Origin of the sequence: Streptomyces sp. NBC_01288 (assembly GCF_035982055.1) — a bacterium.
Lineage (GTDB): Bacteria > Actinomycetota > Actinomycetes > Streptomycetales > Streptomycetaceae > Streptomyces.
Map to the genome: position 1 here is coordinate 4,430,899 of NZ_CP108427.1, position 15,275 is coordinate 4,446,173.

Below are 15,275 nucleotides of genomic sequence, written 5' to 3' on the forward strand. Positions count from 1 at the left end.
CACCCCTCTACCTGTCCGTACGACGAAGGCCGGTTCCGGTGACCCATGTCACACGGAACCGGCCTTCGCCGTACGGGAGTCGCGGCTTACACGCCGGCGTAGGAGTGCTTGCCGCCGACGAAGATGTTGACGCCGTAGTAGTTGAAGATCCAGCAGCCGAAGGCGATCAGGGCCAGGTAGGCGGCCTTGCGGCCCTTCCAGCCGGCCGTGGCGCGGGCGTGCAGGTAGCAGGCGTAGGCGACCCAGGTGATGAACGCCCAGGTCTCCTTGGGGTCCCAGCCCCAGTAGCGGCCCCAGGCCGACTCGGCCCAGATCGAGCCCGCGATGATCGTGAACGTCCACAGCGGGAAGACGGCCGCGTTGACGCGGTAGGAGAACTTGTCGAGGTTCGCCGAGGCGGGCAGCCGCTCCATGACGGAGGTGGCGAAGGCGCCGGGCTTGCCGCCGTTGGCCAACTTGCTCTCGTACGAGTCCTTGAAGAGGTAGAGCAGTGTGCCGACGGCGCCCACGTAGAAGACCGCGCCGCAGATGATCGCCGTCGAGACGTGGATGTACAGCCAGTACGAGTGGAGGGCGGGAACCAATTGATCGCTGGCGGTGTACAAGACAGTGACGGCGATGCCGAGATCGAGGAGGACCGTCGTGACCAGGAACAGGCCGAGCCAGCGCACGTTCTTCTTGAGCAGCAGCAGCGTGAGGTACACGCCGACGGCGACCGTGGAGAAGGTGATGTTGAACTCGTACATGTTGCCCCAGGGCGCCCGCTCCACCGAGGCCGCGCGGGCGAGGACGCCGCTCAGCTCCACGAGGAACGCGAGAACGGTGAGGGACACGGCGATACGGCCGTAGAGGTCGCCCTGTTCGTCCCCGCCGTGCGCGCCGGGACCGTCCGGTACATCGCGCGAGCCGGACGCGGCCCGGACGACGACCTTCGGCCGCTCCAGCACGGTGGTGCCGCCGGCGTTCTGCACGGTGACGGCGGGCGCCGCCGCCTTCTTCGCGTCGGCACCGGTCAGCGCGGCGGCCGTACGGCCGATCTTGCTGCGGCTGCCGAAGGTCCATTCGGCGATGTACGCGAAGAAGGCCAGGGTGTAGACGGCCATCGAGGAGTAGATCAGCGTGTTGCTGAGGTTGGCCAGGTGCTCGTTGGTGGCAGCGGCCAGATTGGTCACGGAGGCGATATCGGTTGCGGCGGCGAGAGTCACTTCTCAGCCCCTTCGGCGGGTACGGGCGGTTCGACGCCGGAGTCGGAGTCGTGGGTGTCGGCGTCGGAGGTGGGGGTGGGGGTCTTCGGGTCGTCGTCGGTCTTCGCCGGGCCGGTGCGGGGCGTGGGCGAGCCGGTCTCGGACGTGGTCGAGCCCCCGTCCGTCTTGGTCGGGGCCTCGTCGGTCTTCGCCGAGCCCTGGTCGGACTTCGTCGAGGCGGTGCCGGGCGTGGGCAAGCCGGTCTCGGCCGTGGTCGAGCCCTCGCCGGTCTTCGTCGGGCCGATGCCGGAAGTGGGCGAGCCGGTCTCGGATTTGGTCGAGCCCCGGTCGGACTTCGCCGAGCCGGTGTCGGACTTGATCGAGCCCCCATCGGACTTCGCCGAGCCCTGGTCGGGCTTCGCCGAACCGGTGTCGGACTTCGTCGAGCCCCCGTCCCTCTTCGTCGGGGCCCGGTCGTGCACCAGTGCGGCCAGGTCGCCGAGTTCCTCGGGGAGTTTCGCGGACTCGCTGCGGCCGAGGCCGGCCATTTCTACGACCGTCACCCCGTCGGCGCCGCGCGCAGCCCGTACCCAGACGCGGCGGCGCTGGATGAACAGGGAGCCGGCCAGACCGACGATCGCGGTGAGGGCTCCGGTCAGGGCCCAGGTGGTGCCGGGCTGCTGGACGACCTGGAAGCCCGCCCACTCCTTGATCTGCTTGTCGAAGGTGATCGACCCGGCGCCGTTCGGCAGCGTCATCGTCTCGCCGGGCAGCAGCTGGGACTTGAGGATGGCGCCCTTGGCGGTCTTGAACTGCTTCAGGTTCTTCGTGTCCAGCTGGTACACGTTCTGCGGGACGCCCGAGTTGACGCCGAGGTCACCGTGGTAGCCGGTCACGTTGAGCACCGGGTAGTCGAGCCCGGGGTACTGGGAGAACATCGTGCCGCTGCCCTTGGCGTAGGTCGGCACGAACAGGGCGGCGAAACCGAGCTGTTCGGCGACGCCCTGGGTGTTCTTGTAGCCGTCGAGGACCTTGATCGCGCCCTGCGAGGTGACGTTGGAGTCGATCGGCAGCATCGGCACGGCCTGGTGGAGGACCACCTTGCCCTTGCCGTCCCGGACGGTGACGACGGGGGCGTAGCCGTGGCTGACGAGGTAGACCTTCGAGTCGCCGATCTCCAGCGGCTCGTTGACCTTGATCGTGTGCTTCTCCGCCTTGCCGTAGGCGCCGAGGCTGTAGGTGATGTCGGCCTGGAAGGTGCTCGGGGTGCCGCGGTTGGGGCCGGTGCGCTCGTACGTGCCGACGAAGTTCTTCAGGTTGAAGCTGAAGGGCACGAGGTCGTCGTCGCTGAAGAGGTTGCCGGACTTGAAGTCGTCGTACTGGGTGAGGGTGTTGGAGAAGCCGTCGCCCTCGACGATCAGCTTGTCGCCCTCGGACTTGAAGAGCTGTCCCCAGGCGAAGGCGATCAGCATCACGATCAGCGCGAGGTGGAAGAGGAGGTTGCCGGTCTCGCGCAGGTAGCCCTTCTCGGCGGCTACGGCGTCACCGTCGACGTGCGCCCGGAAGCGCCGCTTCCGCAGCGTCGCGAGGGCGACCTCACGGACCTGCTCGGGCTCGGCGTCGGTGCGCCAAGTGGCGTACGCGGGAAGGCGGTTGAGGCGCTTGGGCGCGCCCGGCGGGCGGCCGCGGAGCTGGCCGACGAACTGCCAGGTGCGCGGGATGATGCAGCCGATGAGGGAGATGAACAGCAGGACGTAGATCGCGCCGAACCAGGCCGAGCCGTAGACGTGGAAGAGGCCGAGCTTCTGGTAGATCGGCCCGAGCGTCTTGTGCGCGTCCTGGAACTCGGAGACCTTCAGCGCGTCGGTGCCGGACTGCGGGATCAGCGAGCCGGGGACCGCGCCGAGCGACAGCAGGAACAGGAGCATCAGCGCGACCCGCATCGAGGTCAGCTGCCGCCAGAACCAGCGCGCCCAGCCGAGCACTTCACGACCGGTCCAGGCGAGCCGGCCGGTCAGGCCGGGGGCGCGGTTGCCGCCGAAGGAGCCGGGCATGGCGGTCTCGACGGGGGCCGTGGAGAGCTGGGAGCCGGCGGCGCCGAGGTCCTGGTCGTCGCCGGAGGGGTCGGCCCGGGGCGTCTCGGCGGGCGAGTCGGCGGTCGTCTTGCTCATCGATCAGATCCCTACAGTGAAGCCGTCGGACCAGCTCTGCATGTCCTGCACCAGCGCGTCCCAGGCGCCGGTGAGCAGCAGTACGCCGGTCACGATCATCATGGTGCCGCCGACGCGCATCACCCAGACGTAGTGGCGCTTGACCCAGCCGAAGGCACCGAGGGCCTTGCGGAACGCGACCGCGGTGAGGACGAAGGGGACACCCAGGCCGAGACAGTACGCGACGGTCAGTATGGCGCCGCGCCCGGCACTCGACTGGTCCATGGAGAGCACCTGCACCGACGCGAGCGTCGGGCCGATGCACGGGGTCCAGCCGATGCCGAAGAGCGCGCCGAGCAGCGGAGCCCCTATCAACCCGGTCGTCGGCCGCTTGTGGAAGCGGAACTCGCGCTGGGTGAGCCAGGGCATCATCCCCATGAAGAACACACCCATGAGGATCATGAGCACGCCCAGCACCTTGGACAGGACGTCCCTGTTCTCCTGGAGCGTCTGCCCGAAGAAGCCGAACAGGGCCCCGCCGGAGACGAACACGACGGTGAAGCCGAGGACGAAGAGAGAGGCGCCCGCGACCATCCGCCCGCGCCGGGCGTCACCGAGGTCGGTGCCGGTGACTCCCGTGACGTAGGAGAGGTAGCCGGGGACGAGCGGCAGGACGCACGGGGAGAAGAAGGAGACGAGTCCGCCGAGCACGGCGATCGGCAGCGCGAGCAGCAACGCTCCGCTACGGACCGTGGTGTTGGGCTCGGTAACCGCTGCCAGCAGCACGTCAGCTCACTTCTCCGCGATGACCGGGTCGAGCATCTCGCGGAGCTTGTCCTCGCTGAGTGCCTGGAGTGCGCGTGCCGCGATCTTCCCGTCCCGGTCGATGACGATCGTGGAGGGGATGGCCTGCGGGTTGAGGGTGCCCTTTTTGAAGCGGAGCATCAGCCGGCCCGTCGGGTCGTAGAGACTCGGGTACGGGACCTCGTACTTCTTCTCGAAGGCGACGGCCGGTTCGGTGCTGGTGTCACGGGTGTTGAGGCCGACGAACTGGACGTCCTTGTCGGCGGTGGCCTTGGCGACCTGGACGAGGTTGTCCGCCTCGGCGCGGCACGGGGAGCACCAGGAGCCCCACACGTTGACGACGAGGACCTTGCCCTTGTAGTCGGCGGTGTTGAGGGTCTTGCCGTCGATGGTCTTGCCGGACAGGTCGGGGGCGGCCTGGCGGTCGCCCTTCTTGACGGTCGCGATGCCGTCGGAGCCGGTGATGAAGTTGGTGTTGCCCGAACCTCCGGAGGTGCCTCCGGAGCTGCACGCGGACAGCACCAACGCGGCGACGGCTACACCGGCGGTCGACAGGACGGCGCGGCTACGGGCGCGACTGGCGGCACTCATGTGAAAAGTTTCGCATGCCCGTTCTGGGGATCTTGCGCGCCCCCCTCAATGGCGTACGGCGGGCGGAAACCCGCATTTCAGACGGCATTTCAGGCGGCGGATCCGGTGGCCGTGGAAGAGGCGGTGGGGCTCGCGGCCAGGAACGACTTCCAGCCGCCGGCCGGTGCCTGGCCGACATCGAGGGTGCGCAGCTGGGCCAGCACCTCGGGCTTCTGCACGTCGATCCAGTCGGTGAACTGCTTGAAGGAGACGAGCCGTACGTCCTCGCCCTTCTCCTTCAACTGGGCGATGTGCTTGAAGGCCTGCTCTACGGCGTCCATGTAGATGCCGCCGTTCCAGTGCTCGAAGTGGTTGCCGATGAAGAAGGGGGCGCGGTTCGACTCGTAGGCGCGCTGGAAGCCGGATATGTAGGCCTGCGCGGCCTGGGTACGCCAGCCCGGGTAGTTGTAGGCGGGCGCGTTGGTGGAGTTGACCGACTGATTGGCCAGCATGTTGTAGTCCATCGAGAGGACCTCGAAGCTGTGCCCGGGGAAGGGGACGGCCTGGAGCGGGTAGTCCCAGACGCCGTTGCGCTTCACGGGCCAGACCTGGCGGCCGCCGGGCGAGGAGGCGTCGTAGCGCCAGCCGAGGGAGCGGGCGGTGGGCAGCAGGTTGTCCTGGCCGAGCAGGCAGGGGGTGCGGCCGCCGACGAGTTCCTTCTCGTAGTCGAAGGGCAGGGACGGCAGGTCGGTCCAGCCGGTGTTGGTGCGCCACTCCTTGACGAAGGACTTGGCCTGGTCGATCTCGCTGCGCCACTGCTGGGGCGTCCAGTTGCCGACCGTGCCGAAGCCGGAGCAGAAGTGGCCGTTGAAGTGGGTGCCTATCTCGTGCCCCTCAAGCCACGCGCGGCGGACGTTGGTGAGCGTCGCCTTGACGTGTTCGTCGGTGAGGTAGCCGATGTCGGAGGCGCCGCGGGCGTTGTTCGGCGGGTTGTACAGGCGCTTCTTCGACTCGGGCAGCAGATAGATGCCGGAGAGGAAGAAGGTCATGCTCGCGCCGTACTGCTTGGCGAGGTCGAGGAAGCGGGGGAACAGGCCGTTGCCCACCTCGCCCGCGCCGTCCCAGGAGAAGATCACGAACTGCGGCGGGGTCTGCCCCGGCTCCAACGGCACCGGCTTCGCGGGCTGCTTGGGCTGCGCGCCGGTGAAGGACGTCGAGCCGTCACCGATGGGCTTGGCCCGCGGCTCCATGGACTTGGTGGGACCGCCGGAGGAGCCCTTCCCGGAACCGCCGGACGAACCGGAGGAGTTCGACCCGTCCGAACCGAGCGTCCCGCACCCCGCGAGTCCTACGGCCGCCGCGGCGCCCGCACCGACTCCGAGCGCTCCCCGTCGAGTGAGACTCCGCATTGCTTCCCCATCCGTCGCGTCCTCTGTGGTCTACCTGTGAGAGGACGCGCCGGACAAGAAAGTTCGCCGTTGACTATGTGGGTTGCGAAACAAATGTCACAGGGCTGTCACTGGACCTGCCCCTGACGAGAGGTCAAACCCGCCTTTCCCGTCTTTCCCGTTCTTTGTCAGGCGCCGAACGCTTTGTCCTTCCCCTTGACCGGCTTGGCGCCGGCGAGGAGATGGGCCGGGACGAGATCACGGGCCGGCTCGGTGTAGCCGACGGACACGATCTTGTCGCCGCGGTACGTGAAGGTCGTCAGGGAGGCGAGCGTGCACTGCCGCTTGCGCGGGTCGTGCCACAGCCGGCGCCGCTCGACGTACGACCGCACGATCCAGATCGGCAGCTGATGGCTGACCAGCACCGCCTCGTGACCGCGCGCGGCGTCCTTGGCGGCGTCCAGCGCGGCCATCATGCGGACGACCTGGTCGACGTAGGGCTCGCCCCATGACGGCTTGAACGGGTTGACGAGGTACTTCCAGTTGTCGGGCTTCTTCAGCGCGCCGTCTCCTACGCCGAAGGTCTTGCCCTGAAAGACGTTGTCGGCCTCGATGAGCCGCCCGTCGGTCGCGAGGTCGAGCCCGTGCGCCTTCGCGATCGGCGTGGCGGTCTCCTGCGCGCGCTCCAGCGGGGAGGCGACGACGTGCGTGACATCGCGGGAGGAGAGGTGCTCGGCGACCCGGTCGGCCATCTGCCGCCCCAGCTCGGAGAGGTGGTAGCCGGGGAGACGGCCGTACAACACCCCTTCGGGGTTGGCGACTTCACCGTGCCGCATCACGTGGACGACGGTGATGTCGGTGTCACTGCTGGTCATCGGGTGGCCTCCGCCGCCGCTCGGGCCGCCGCCGGGAGGGCGTCGGCGATCCGCTGGATGGCCCGTTCGTCGTGGGCCGTGGAAACGAACCAGGACTCGAAGGACGAGGGGGGCAGATAGACCCCGCTCGCCAGCATCGAGTGGAAGAACGCGGTGAAGCGGTACGACTCCTGCGCCTTGGCGTCCTCGTAGTTGCGCACGCTCCGGTCCGTGAAGAACACGGAGAACATGTTGGAGGCGTTCTGGATCCGGTGCGCGACACCTTCCTTGGTGAGCGCCTCGGTGACGAGCGACTGGATCTGCGCGGACACGGCGTCGATCGTGTCGTAGGCCGCGTCGTCGAGGAGCCGCAGCTGGGCGAGGCCGGCGGCGGTCGCGACGGGGTTACCGGAGAGGGTGCCGGCCTGGTAGACAGGCCCGGCGGGGGCGAGGTGCGCCATGATGTCGGCGCGCCCGCCGAACGCGGCGGCGGGGAAGCCGCCGCCCATGACCTTCCCGAAGGTCATGAGATCCGGGGTGACCCCGTCGATCCCGAACCACCCGGCCCTGCTGGTGCGGAACCCGGTCATCACCTCGTCGGAGATGAAGAGGGCACCGTTCTTCCGGCAGGCGTCCCTGAGCCCCTGGTTGAAGCCGGCCGTCGGCGGCACGACGCCCATGTTCCCGGGAGAAGCCTCGGTGATCACGCACGCGATCTCACCGGGATGCCGGTGGAAGGCCTCGTTGACGGCTTCGAGGTCGTTGTACGGCAGGACGATCGTGTCGCCGGCCTGGGCGCCGGTGACGCCCGGGGTGTCGGGCAGCGCGAAGGTGGCGACACCGGAACCGGCGGCGGCCAGCAGCGCGTCGACGTGACCGTGGTAACACCCGGCGAACTTGATGACCTTGGGCCGCCCGGTGAACCCGCGGGCGAGCCGGATGGCGGACATGGTCGCCTCGGTCCCGCTGCTGACGAGCCGCACCTGCTGCACGGGCTCGACGCGGGCGACGATCTCCTCGGCGAGCGCGACCTCGCCCTCACCGGGGGTGCCGAAGGAGGTGCCGCGCGATACGGCGTCGTGGACGGCGGCGATCACGTCGGGCTGGGAGTGCCCGAGGATCATGGGACCCCAGGAGCAGACGAGGTCGACGTACTCGCGCCCGTCGGCGTCCGTCAGATAGGGACCATTGCCGGAGACCATGAACCGGGGCGTGCCGCCGACGGCGCGGAAGGCGCGCACCGGGGAGTTCACGCCGCCCGGTGTGACGACCGACGCACGGTCGAAGAGAGCCTGCGAGACGGGGGCGTCGTAGGGATATGGCAGGGCAGGCGGCGCTCCGCTCGCCCCGCCGCTGGACGTTCCGCTGGGCGTTTCGCTTGGCGTTCCGCTTGACGTTTCGGTCATGACCTGCGACTTCTCCGGCTTCTGGGACTTCTCGGGATGAGCTGGGGCTCCGGTGACTCGGTGACCTCATCAGGGTAGGCGGCGGGAGACCGGGCAGGGGCCCCCACCCGTCTGCGAGACTGGGACCTGATACACACAGACACACACAGCTCATGCGGGCGACGGTGTTCAGGGCTTGCGCAGATCCTGCGGACAGGTGTTTCAGCGCACGTTTCGGCGGGCGGCCGTGGGGGAGGTCACTGACACGATGATCGGGTTGCGCGGCGAGGGTCACGCGTCCTGGAAAAGCAGTCGGGTGGAGATATGCATCGCGGTGGCGGACTGGGCGAGGGGACTGACGACCTGGGTCCTCGGCGTGCCCGGCGGGGGAAGCACCGGCGCGACGAGGAGGAAGCCGCCGAGGCACGGCGGGGCGGGCCTGGATCGGGCTTGGGTCCGGGGCCGGGTGCGGGGGCGAGTTCGGGATCTGGTCCGGGATCCGGCATGGGCTCGGGTTCGGGATCGGGATCCGGCCTGGGTCCGGGATCTGGTTCGGTTTCGGGTGAGTCGGATCGGGATGAGCGACGTATCGAACGTCGGATCGATCAGTTGCGGGCGGGGAGCAGGAATGGTGGTCGGGTGGGGGTGACCTACAAATACTTCGGCGCGCCCGACGGCGCGACCGCGGCCCGCGTCCCGATCTCGATGCGCCCCGAGGAACTCGGCGGCGACGAGCTCGGGATGAACGGCATGTTCACCAAGATCAAGCCGGAGACGATGGCCGCGATGGTCCTCACCGGCATCGAGGGCGTCCCGCTCAACAAGGTGCCCCCACTGGAACTGGTGGTCCTGCACCCGGACTACGCGGTCGTCAAACTCCCGATGACCGTCGTCGACCCGCTCCGCGGAATCGGCGAGGAGGCGGTCGGCGCGGCGGCGTTCATCTGGTCGACGGTGCCGGACCGGGGTGGGCCTCGGGACGCGTTCAATGTGTACCAGTTGCTGCACGAGTGGCAGGACTTCAGCCATCGGTTGCATGAAGCGGGGCATCAGCCTTATTGCCTGGTGTGGCCGTGAGTTGAGGGTTCGTGGGGTGTGTGGGGCGGGGTTCTCGGACCCCGCCTTTTTCATGTCCCGGTAGGGGCCGTCAGGCAACAGCTCAGTGCGTCGAGGGCCGGTACGTGACCCCGAAGCGGAACTCCCGCTGACGGCCGGGCTCCAGGGACAGGGCGTTGGTGTGTTCGGGGCGGTTGAACGCGTCGGTGGGGGCCTCGACGGGTTCCAGGGCGATGGAGGCTCGCCGGTCGCGGGCCAGGGTGTCGCCGGTGAAGACGTGCAGGTAGCCGCCGTGCTGCCACACGCGTAGTTCGGCTCCGGTCGCGGGGTCGCTCAGTACCGTCTCGGTCCGGCCGCCGGGTCCGGGGGCCAGGTCTGCGAAGCAGGCGTCGATGACCGCGTCGCCGAGCCTTCTGGGCGTACGGAAGTCCAGGTCGGGGCGGCGGTCCAGGGGCAGCAGGGCCTCCTTTCCGCGCAGGGGGATGAGGGAGGCGTCGGTGCGGATCAGGGTGTGGGCGGGGATCTGTAGGACCAAGTCGTCGATCGGGCGGGGGCGGGACAAGGTGAAGTACGGGTGCCAGCCCGATGCGTAGGGGGCCGTGGTCTCCCCTACGTTCGTCGCCCGGATCTCGATGCCGAGTTCGCGGCGGCCGATCGTGTACTCCACGTCGAGGTCCAGCGCGAACGGGTAACCGGGGTACCTGTCCGGTCTGATGCTCGTGCTGCGCAGCAGCAGCCGCGCGGAGTCGGACGTCGTGGTGGCCCCGACGAGTTGGAAGGGCGCTTCGCGTGCGAAGCCGTGGTAGATCGTGCGGTCCTCGACGCGGGCGGGCAGCAGGTCGTGGTCGCGGCCGCCGTAGTGGTAGCGGCCGTCGGCTACGCGGTTGGAGAAGGGGGCGAGCAGGCCCGCCCGTACGCCGTCCTGCGACCGCAGTTCCGCCTCGTCGCGGTAGCCGTCCGTCAGTTCAGTTGGTTCAACCGGCTCAGTCGGCTCAGTGAACTGCCCGGGCGCTTCGCGTGCGACCTGCCAGCTCAGCAGCGTCGCTCCGCGCAGGGCGAGGACGGCGCGTGCGGCACCGTCCGGCGCGGAGACGGTCACGGTGGGTTCGTCGCCGAGGCGGCCCTCGGCGATCCGGTACGTGTCCGCCGTAGCGCCCCTGCCTGTCAACCGGCTTCCGGAACCAGCCTCTTCACCCCCGCCCCCGCCCGTCACCCGGCCTCCGGAACCAGCCCCCTCACCCCCGCCACGGCCCGTCACCCCGCTTCCGGTACGAGCTTCTTCGCCCCCGTCATGATGGCCACCGCGTCCTCCATCGAGTGCGACTGCGGGGTGATGACCCCGGCGCGGCCGCCGAGGCGCTGGATGTGGATGCGGTCGGCCACGTCGAAGACGTTGGGCATGTTGTGGCTGATCAGGATGACGCCGAGGCCCTGGTCGCGCAGGTCGCGGACGAGTTTGAGGACCTGGCCGGTCTCGCGGACGCCCAGTGCGGCGGTGGGTTCGTCGAGGATGACGACCCGGCCGCCGAACGCGCCCGCGCGGGCGACGGCCACCGACTGGCGTTGGCCGCCGGAGAGTGTCTCGACGGCCTGGTTGATGTTCTGCAGGGTGCTGATGCCCAACCGCTTGATGTGGTCGGCCGCCTGACGCTTCATCTCGCCGGTGTCGAGCATGCGGAACACCGAGCCGAGCACACCCTTGCGGCGGATCTCGCGGGCGAGGAACAGGTTGCTCGCGATGTCCAGCGCGGGGGCCACCGCGAGGGTCTGGTAGACCGTCTCGATGCCGGCCTCGCGGGCGTCCTGCGGGCGTTTGAAGTTCACCTCGGAGCCGTCGACCAGGATGCTGCCCTGATCGGGGACGAGCGCCCCGGAGAGGCACTTGATCAGGGTGGACTTGCCGGCGCCGTTGTCGCCGATGACGGCGAGGACCTCGCCGGGGTAGAGGGTGAGGTCGACGTCGTTCAGGCCGACGACCCGGCCGAAGACCTTGACCAGGCCCTTGGCTTCGAGAACGGGGGCGGGGGTGGGAGTGGGGGCAGTCGTCATGCCTTCACGCTCCTTATCCACTGGTCGACGGAGACAGCCGCGATCACCAGCACGCCGACCGTCAGGACTTGGTAGTTGGGGTCGATCCCGGCCAGTGCCAGGCCGTTGACGAAGACCTGGACGATGAGCGCGCCGATCAGCGAGCCGAGCACCACGCCGCGTCCGCCGAACAGGCTGGTGCCGCCGATGACGACGGCGGTGATGGACTGGAGGTTGGCGTTGAGGCCGCTGTTCGGGTCGCCGCCGCCGACCCGGCCGACCAGGATCCAGGCGCCCACCGCGATGGCGAACCCGCCGACCACGTACGCGCTCAGCAGCACCCGGTTGACGGAGATGCCGGCCAGGCGGGCGGCCTCGATGTCGTCGCCCACGGCGTACAGGTGGCGGCCCCAGGCCGTGTAGCGCAGCGCGTAGCCGATCACCGCGTACAGGGCGATCATGAGCAGGACGCCGGTGGTCAGGTTCAGTTGCCCGATGGAGACCGTGTCCGCGCTCCACATGAGGATGTTGCCGGGCTGGAGGGACACGGTCTGGCCCTTGGCGTAGATGAGCGTGATCGCGGTGAAGATGCTGAGGGTGCCGAGCGTGACGATGAACGGTGGCAGCTTGATCTTCGTCACCAGCAGCCCGTTGACGGCCTGCGCGGCGATGGCTACGGCCGCTCCCGCGAGCAGGGCCAGGACGCCCGGCAGGTGGTTGTCCGCGACGAGCTTCGACATCAGCAGCGAGGCCAGCACCATGACCGCGCCGATGGACAGGTCGATGCCGGCCGTGAGGATGATGACGGTCTGGCCGACGGCCAACGAGCCGATGACGGCCACCTGTTGGGCGACGAGCGACAGGTTCTGCAACGCGTAGAAGCGGTCGTTGATGAGGGAGAACACGATGGCGGCGAGCACCAGGACGATCGCCGGGCTGAGAGCCGGCTGACGGTGCAGCACCGACTGGATGCGCTGGGCCGGCGTGGCGGGCCGGTTGAGGAAGTCCTCCGCCGGCGCCGGTGTCGCTTCACTGTCCACGTGGGTGGTCACAGGGGGTCCTTCCGGTTCTGTCCCTCGTGCGGGCCTTCATACGGCTGGTGAGTTCGTGTGGTGCGGGTGGGCCGCCGGTACTTGTACCGGCGGCCCACCCGACCGACCGGATCAGCTGCCCCAGCAGGCGGAAGCGGCCTGCGCCGGGGACTGGACCGTCAGACCGGCGAGGGACTTGGCGGCGACCAGCGCGGTGCCGGTGTCATAGAACGACTTGCCGCTGGTGACGCCGGGCTTGCTGCCGCCGCGGGCCAGCTTCGCGATGGAGCTGACGCCGAGGGCCGCCATCTTCCCCGGGTACTGCACGGCGTCGGCGGCGAACTTGCCGCTGGTGACGTTCTTCAGGCCCGAGCAGCTGCCGTCGATCGCGTAGATCGCGACGCTCTTCTCCTTGTTCGCGGCCTTCAGCGCGTTGTACGCGCCCTCGCCCGCGGGCTCGTTGATCGCGTAGACCACGTTGATGTCCGGGTTGGCCGACAGGCAGTTCTCCATCGCGGTGCGTCCGCCGTCGATGGCGCCCTGGGTGGGCTGGTGGCAGGCGATCTTGTACGTGCCGCCCGTGCCGCCCGTGTACTTCCCGGACTTGGCCTCCTTGCCGTTCTCGGTCTTGCTGCCCGGGTCGATGCCCATGCCCTCCAGGAAGCCGTGGTCGCGGTCGATGTCCACCGAGACGACCTGGTTGTTGAACAGGTCGAGCATGGCGATGACCGCGGGCTTGCCGTTCAGGGCCGCCGCCGCGTACTGGCCGTCGAGCTTGCCCGCCTGCTCGTTGTCGGTCGCGTAGGTGATGTCCGCGACGTTCGCCGGGTTCGGTGCGGTGTCCAGGGCGATCACGAAGAGGCCGGCCTGCTTGGCGCGCTTCAGCGCGGTGTTCACCGCGTCGCCGTTGGTGGTGATCAGGATGCCCTTGTCGCCGCGCGAGACGGCGTTGTCGATGGCGGTGATCTGGGTCTGGGTGTCGCCGTCCGACGTTCCCGCCGCCACCGTGAGGCTCACCTTGTCCTTGGTGGCCTGCGTCTTGGCGTCCTTCTCCATGCTCACGAAGTACGGGTTGCTCAGCGTCTTCAGGATCAGCGACACACCCACCTTCCCGCTGCCGGACGACGAGGAGCCCGAGTCGGAGGAACCGCAGGCCGCGAGGGTGGCGCCGAGGCAGATGGTGACGCCGACGGCTGCCGCCCGGGTGCGCCGACTGCGGAGGCCCGACGCCTGGCTGGAGGAGAGGTTCATGACGTGATCCCTTTCGAGCCGTCCCTTGGTCGACGCTGAGACAACGTTGACTCGACGGGATAGTGGGCCCGTATGGACGAGCGCGTCAAGACACTGGTAAACATGCGTCGGCAACGAGTCGGTAACGCAGAATCAGTTGGAGACAACGATGACCCTGGGCGAGCCGCCGTCGCCGTCCCCGCGCAGCCGCCCCACCATGCGCGAGGTGGCGGCACTGGCAGGCGTCGCCATCAAGACGGTCTCCCGCGTGGTCAACGAGGTGCCCACCGTCGATCCGGTCATCGCCGCGCGGGTGCGCGACGCGGCCGACAAACTGGGCTACCGGCCGAACCTGACCGCCAGCAGCCTGCGCCGCGGGGACGGCCGTACGGCCACGATCGGGATGCTCGTCGAGGACTCGGCGAACCCCTTCTCGGCGGCCCTGACCCGCACCGTCGAGAACGTGGCACGGGGGCGCGGAGTGCTCGTACTGGTCGGAAGCCTGGACGAGGACCCGGCCCGGGAACGGGAGTTGGCCCGTGCCCTCATCGACCGGCGGGTCGACGGCCTGGTGATCGTGCCGGCCGGGCGCGACCACAGCTATCTGATCAGCGAGCAGCGGTCGGGCACCCGCGTGGTCTTCGTCGACCGCGAGCCCAGCCTGCTCGACGCGGACACCGTCGTCTCCGACAACCGGCAGGGCACCCTCACCGCCGTCAACCACCTGCTGAAGGCGGGCCACCGCCGTATCGCCTACCTCGGCGACCGCGCGAGCATCTCCACCGCCGGCCAGCGTTTCGACGGCTACCGGCACGCCCTGGAAGTCGGGCACATCGAGTACGACGACGAGATCGTCCGGCACACCGGGGCCAGCGAGGAGTCCGCGATCGCCGCGACCCGGCGGCTGCTGGCGCTGCCGAACCCGCCCACCGCACTGTTCACCAGCCAGAACCTCGTCACCATAGGAGCCGTGCGAGCCCTGCGCGCCCTCGGACTACAGGACACCGTCGCCCACGTGGGCTTCGACGACTTCCCCCTGGCCGACATCCTCAGCCCGGGGATCTCCGTCATCGCCCAGGACGTCGAGCAGTTGGGCAGGACAGCCGCCGAGATGCTCTTCCGCAGACTGGACGGCGACCAGTCACCCACCCGCACCGTCACCATCCCGACCCGGCTGATCGAGCGGGGCTCCGGCGAGATCCCGGCCGGGGTACCCCACCACGACTGACCCGCTACGGCTGACCCGCCGCCGGCGATCGGCGAAGCCCTCATGAAAGCTGTGCCGTCCAGACTAACTGCTGTCCGGCCTGCGACTGGTTAGAAATGACCCCACCCCCGGCGACAAGAACCTTCGTCAGGCCGTGGTCACCGTCAGGCCCTCCGGCGCCGTCACCTGTGCTGTTCCGTCTGCCGTGACCGTGATGTCCAGTCGGTCCCCGGCATGATCCTGCCGCTCATGGTGGACGCGGCCGGCATCTTCATCATGAAGCAGTTCTTCGAGGCGATCCCCCGCGAGGTGGAGGAGGCCTCCCGCGTCGACTTCCAGCGCTACTTCGTGCAGGACGCGAACGCCGGGGCGGTCAAGGAGTAGCGGA

At 68.9% G+C, this 15,275-nt stretch carries 14 protein-coding genes; 3 read left to right on the top strand and 11 right to left on the bottom strand.

Annotated features, from left to right (window positions below; genetic code table 11):
- Positions 1–86: 86 nt before the first annotated feature.
- The 7 genes from ccsB to hemL form a co-directional block, all read right to left on the bottom strand.
- Entirely contained in the window at positions 87–1,205 is a 1,119-nt protein-coding gene (ccsB, locus tag OG194_RS19580; protein ID WP_327402120.1) for a c-type cytochrome biogenesis protein CcsB, read from the bottom strand.
- Positions 1,202–3,355 (bottom strand): cytochrome c biogenesis protein ResB, encoded by a 2,154-nt coding sequence (locus tag OG194_RS19585; protein ID WP_327402121.1) that lies wholly within the window; start codon positions 3,353–3,355, stop codon positions 1,202–1,204. The genes ccsB and OG194_RS19585 overlap by 4 nt, the downstream gene beginning before the upstream one ends.
- Positions 3,356–3,358: 3 nt before the next feature.
- Entirely contained in the window at positions 3,359–4,120 is a 762-nt protein-coding gene (locus tag OG194_RS19590; RefSeq protein WP_327402122.1) for a cytochrome c biogenesis CcdA family protein, read from the bottom strand.
- 6 nt (positions 4,121–4,126) lie between these two features.
- The gene (locus tag OG194_RS19595; protein ID WP_200686858.1) at positions 4,127–4,729 is read right to left on the bottom strand and encodes a TlpA family protein disulfide reductase; all 603 of its coding nucleotides are present in this window, start codon (positions 4,727–4,729) and stop codon (positions 4,127–4,129) included.
- Between the two features lie 89 nt (positions 4,730–4,818).
- Positions 4,819–6,117: a hypothetical protein gene (locus OG194_RS19600; RefSeq protein WP_327402123.1), complete on the bottom strand. Its 1,299-nt coding sequence runs from the start codon at positions 6,115–6,117 to the stop codon at positions 4,819–4,821.
- Positions 6,118–6,284: 167 nt separating this feature from the next.
- Entirely contained in the window at positions 6,285–6,971 is a 687-nt protein-coding gene (locus OG194_RS19605; RefSeq protein WP_327402124.1) for a histidine phosphatase family protein, read from the bottom strand.
- Positions 6,968–8,275, bottom strand: coding sequence for a glutamate-1-semialdehyde 2,1-aminomutase (gene hemL / locus OG194_RS19610; RefSeq protein WP_327407134.1), 1,308 nt, complete (start codon positions 8,273–8,275; stop codon positions 6,968–6,970). The genes OG194_RS19605 and hemL overlap by 4 nt, the downstream gene beginning before the upstream one ends.
- 699 nt (positions 8,276–8,974) lie before the next feature.
- Here hemL and OG194_RS19615 point away from each other — a divergent pair.
- Positions 8,975–9,412: a hypothetical protein gene (locus OG194_RS19615; RefSeq protein ID WP_019061278.1), complete on the top strand. Its 438-nt coding sequence runs from the start codon at positions 8,975–8,977 to the stop codon at positions 9,410–9,412.
- Between the two features lie 82 nt (positions 9,413–9,494).
- On the opposite strand, the gene OG194_RS19620 is transcribed toward OG194_RS19615, so the two are convergent.
- The 4 genes from OG194_RS19620 to OG194_RS19635 form a co-directional block, all read right to left on the bottom strand.
- A complete protein-coding gene (locus OG194_RS19620; protein WP_327402125.1) occupies positions 9,495–10,559 on the bottom strand; it encodes an aldose 1-epimerase in 1,065 nt (354 codons plus the stop codon).
- 86 nt (positions 10,560–10,645) lie between these two features.
- Positions 10,646–11,440, bottom strand: coding sequence for an ATP-binding cassette domain-containing protein (locus tag OG194_RS19625; RefSeq protein ID WP_327402126.1), 795 nt, complete (start codon positions 11,438–11,440; stop codon positions 10,646–10,648).
- Positions 11,437–12,471, bottom strand: coding sequence for an ABC transporter permease (locus tag OG194_RS19630; protein WP_327402127.1), 1,035 nt, complete (start codon positions 12,469–12,471; stop codon positions 11,437–11,439). Before OG194_RS19630 ends, OG194_RS19625 begins: the two co-directional genes overlap by 4 nt.
- Positions 12,472–12,582: 111 nt before the next feature.
- A complete protein-coding gene (locus OG194_RS19635) occupies positions 12,583–13,701 on the bottom strand; it encodes a substrate-binding domain-containing protein (RefSeq protein WP_327402128.1) in 1,119 nt (372 codons plus the stop codon).
- A 148-nt stretch (positions 13,702–13,849) separates the two neighbouring features.
- On the opposite strand from OG194_RS19635, the gene OG194_RS19640 reads away from it, so the two are divergent.
- Together OG194_RS19640 and OG194_RS19645 are read left to right on the top strand one after the other, a co-directional pair.
- A complete protein-coding gene (locus tag OG194_RS19640; protein WP_327402129.1) occupies positions 13,850–14,908 on the top strand; it encodes a LacI family DNA-binding transcriptional regulator in 1,059 nt (352 codons plus the stop codon).
- A 213-nt stretch (positions 14,909–15,121) separates the two neighbouring features.
- The gene (locus OG194_RS19645) at positions 15,122–15,271 is read left to right on the top strand and encodes a hypothetical protein (protein WP_327402130.1); all 150 of its coding nucleotides are present in this window, start codon (positions 15,122–15,124) and stop codon (positions 15,269–15,271) included.
- The last annotated feature ends 4 nt before the right edge of the window (positions 15,272–15,275 follow it).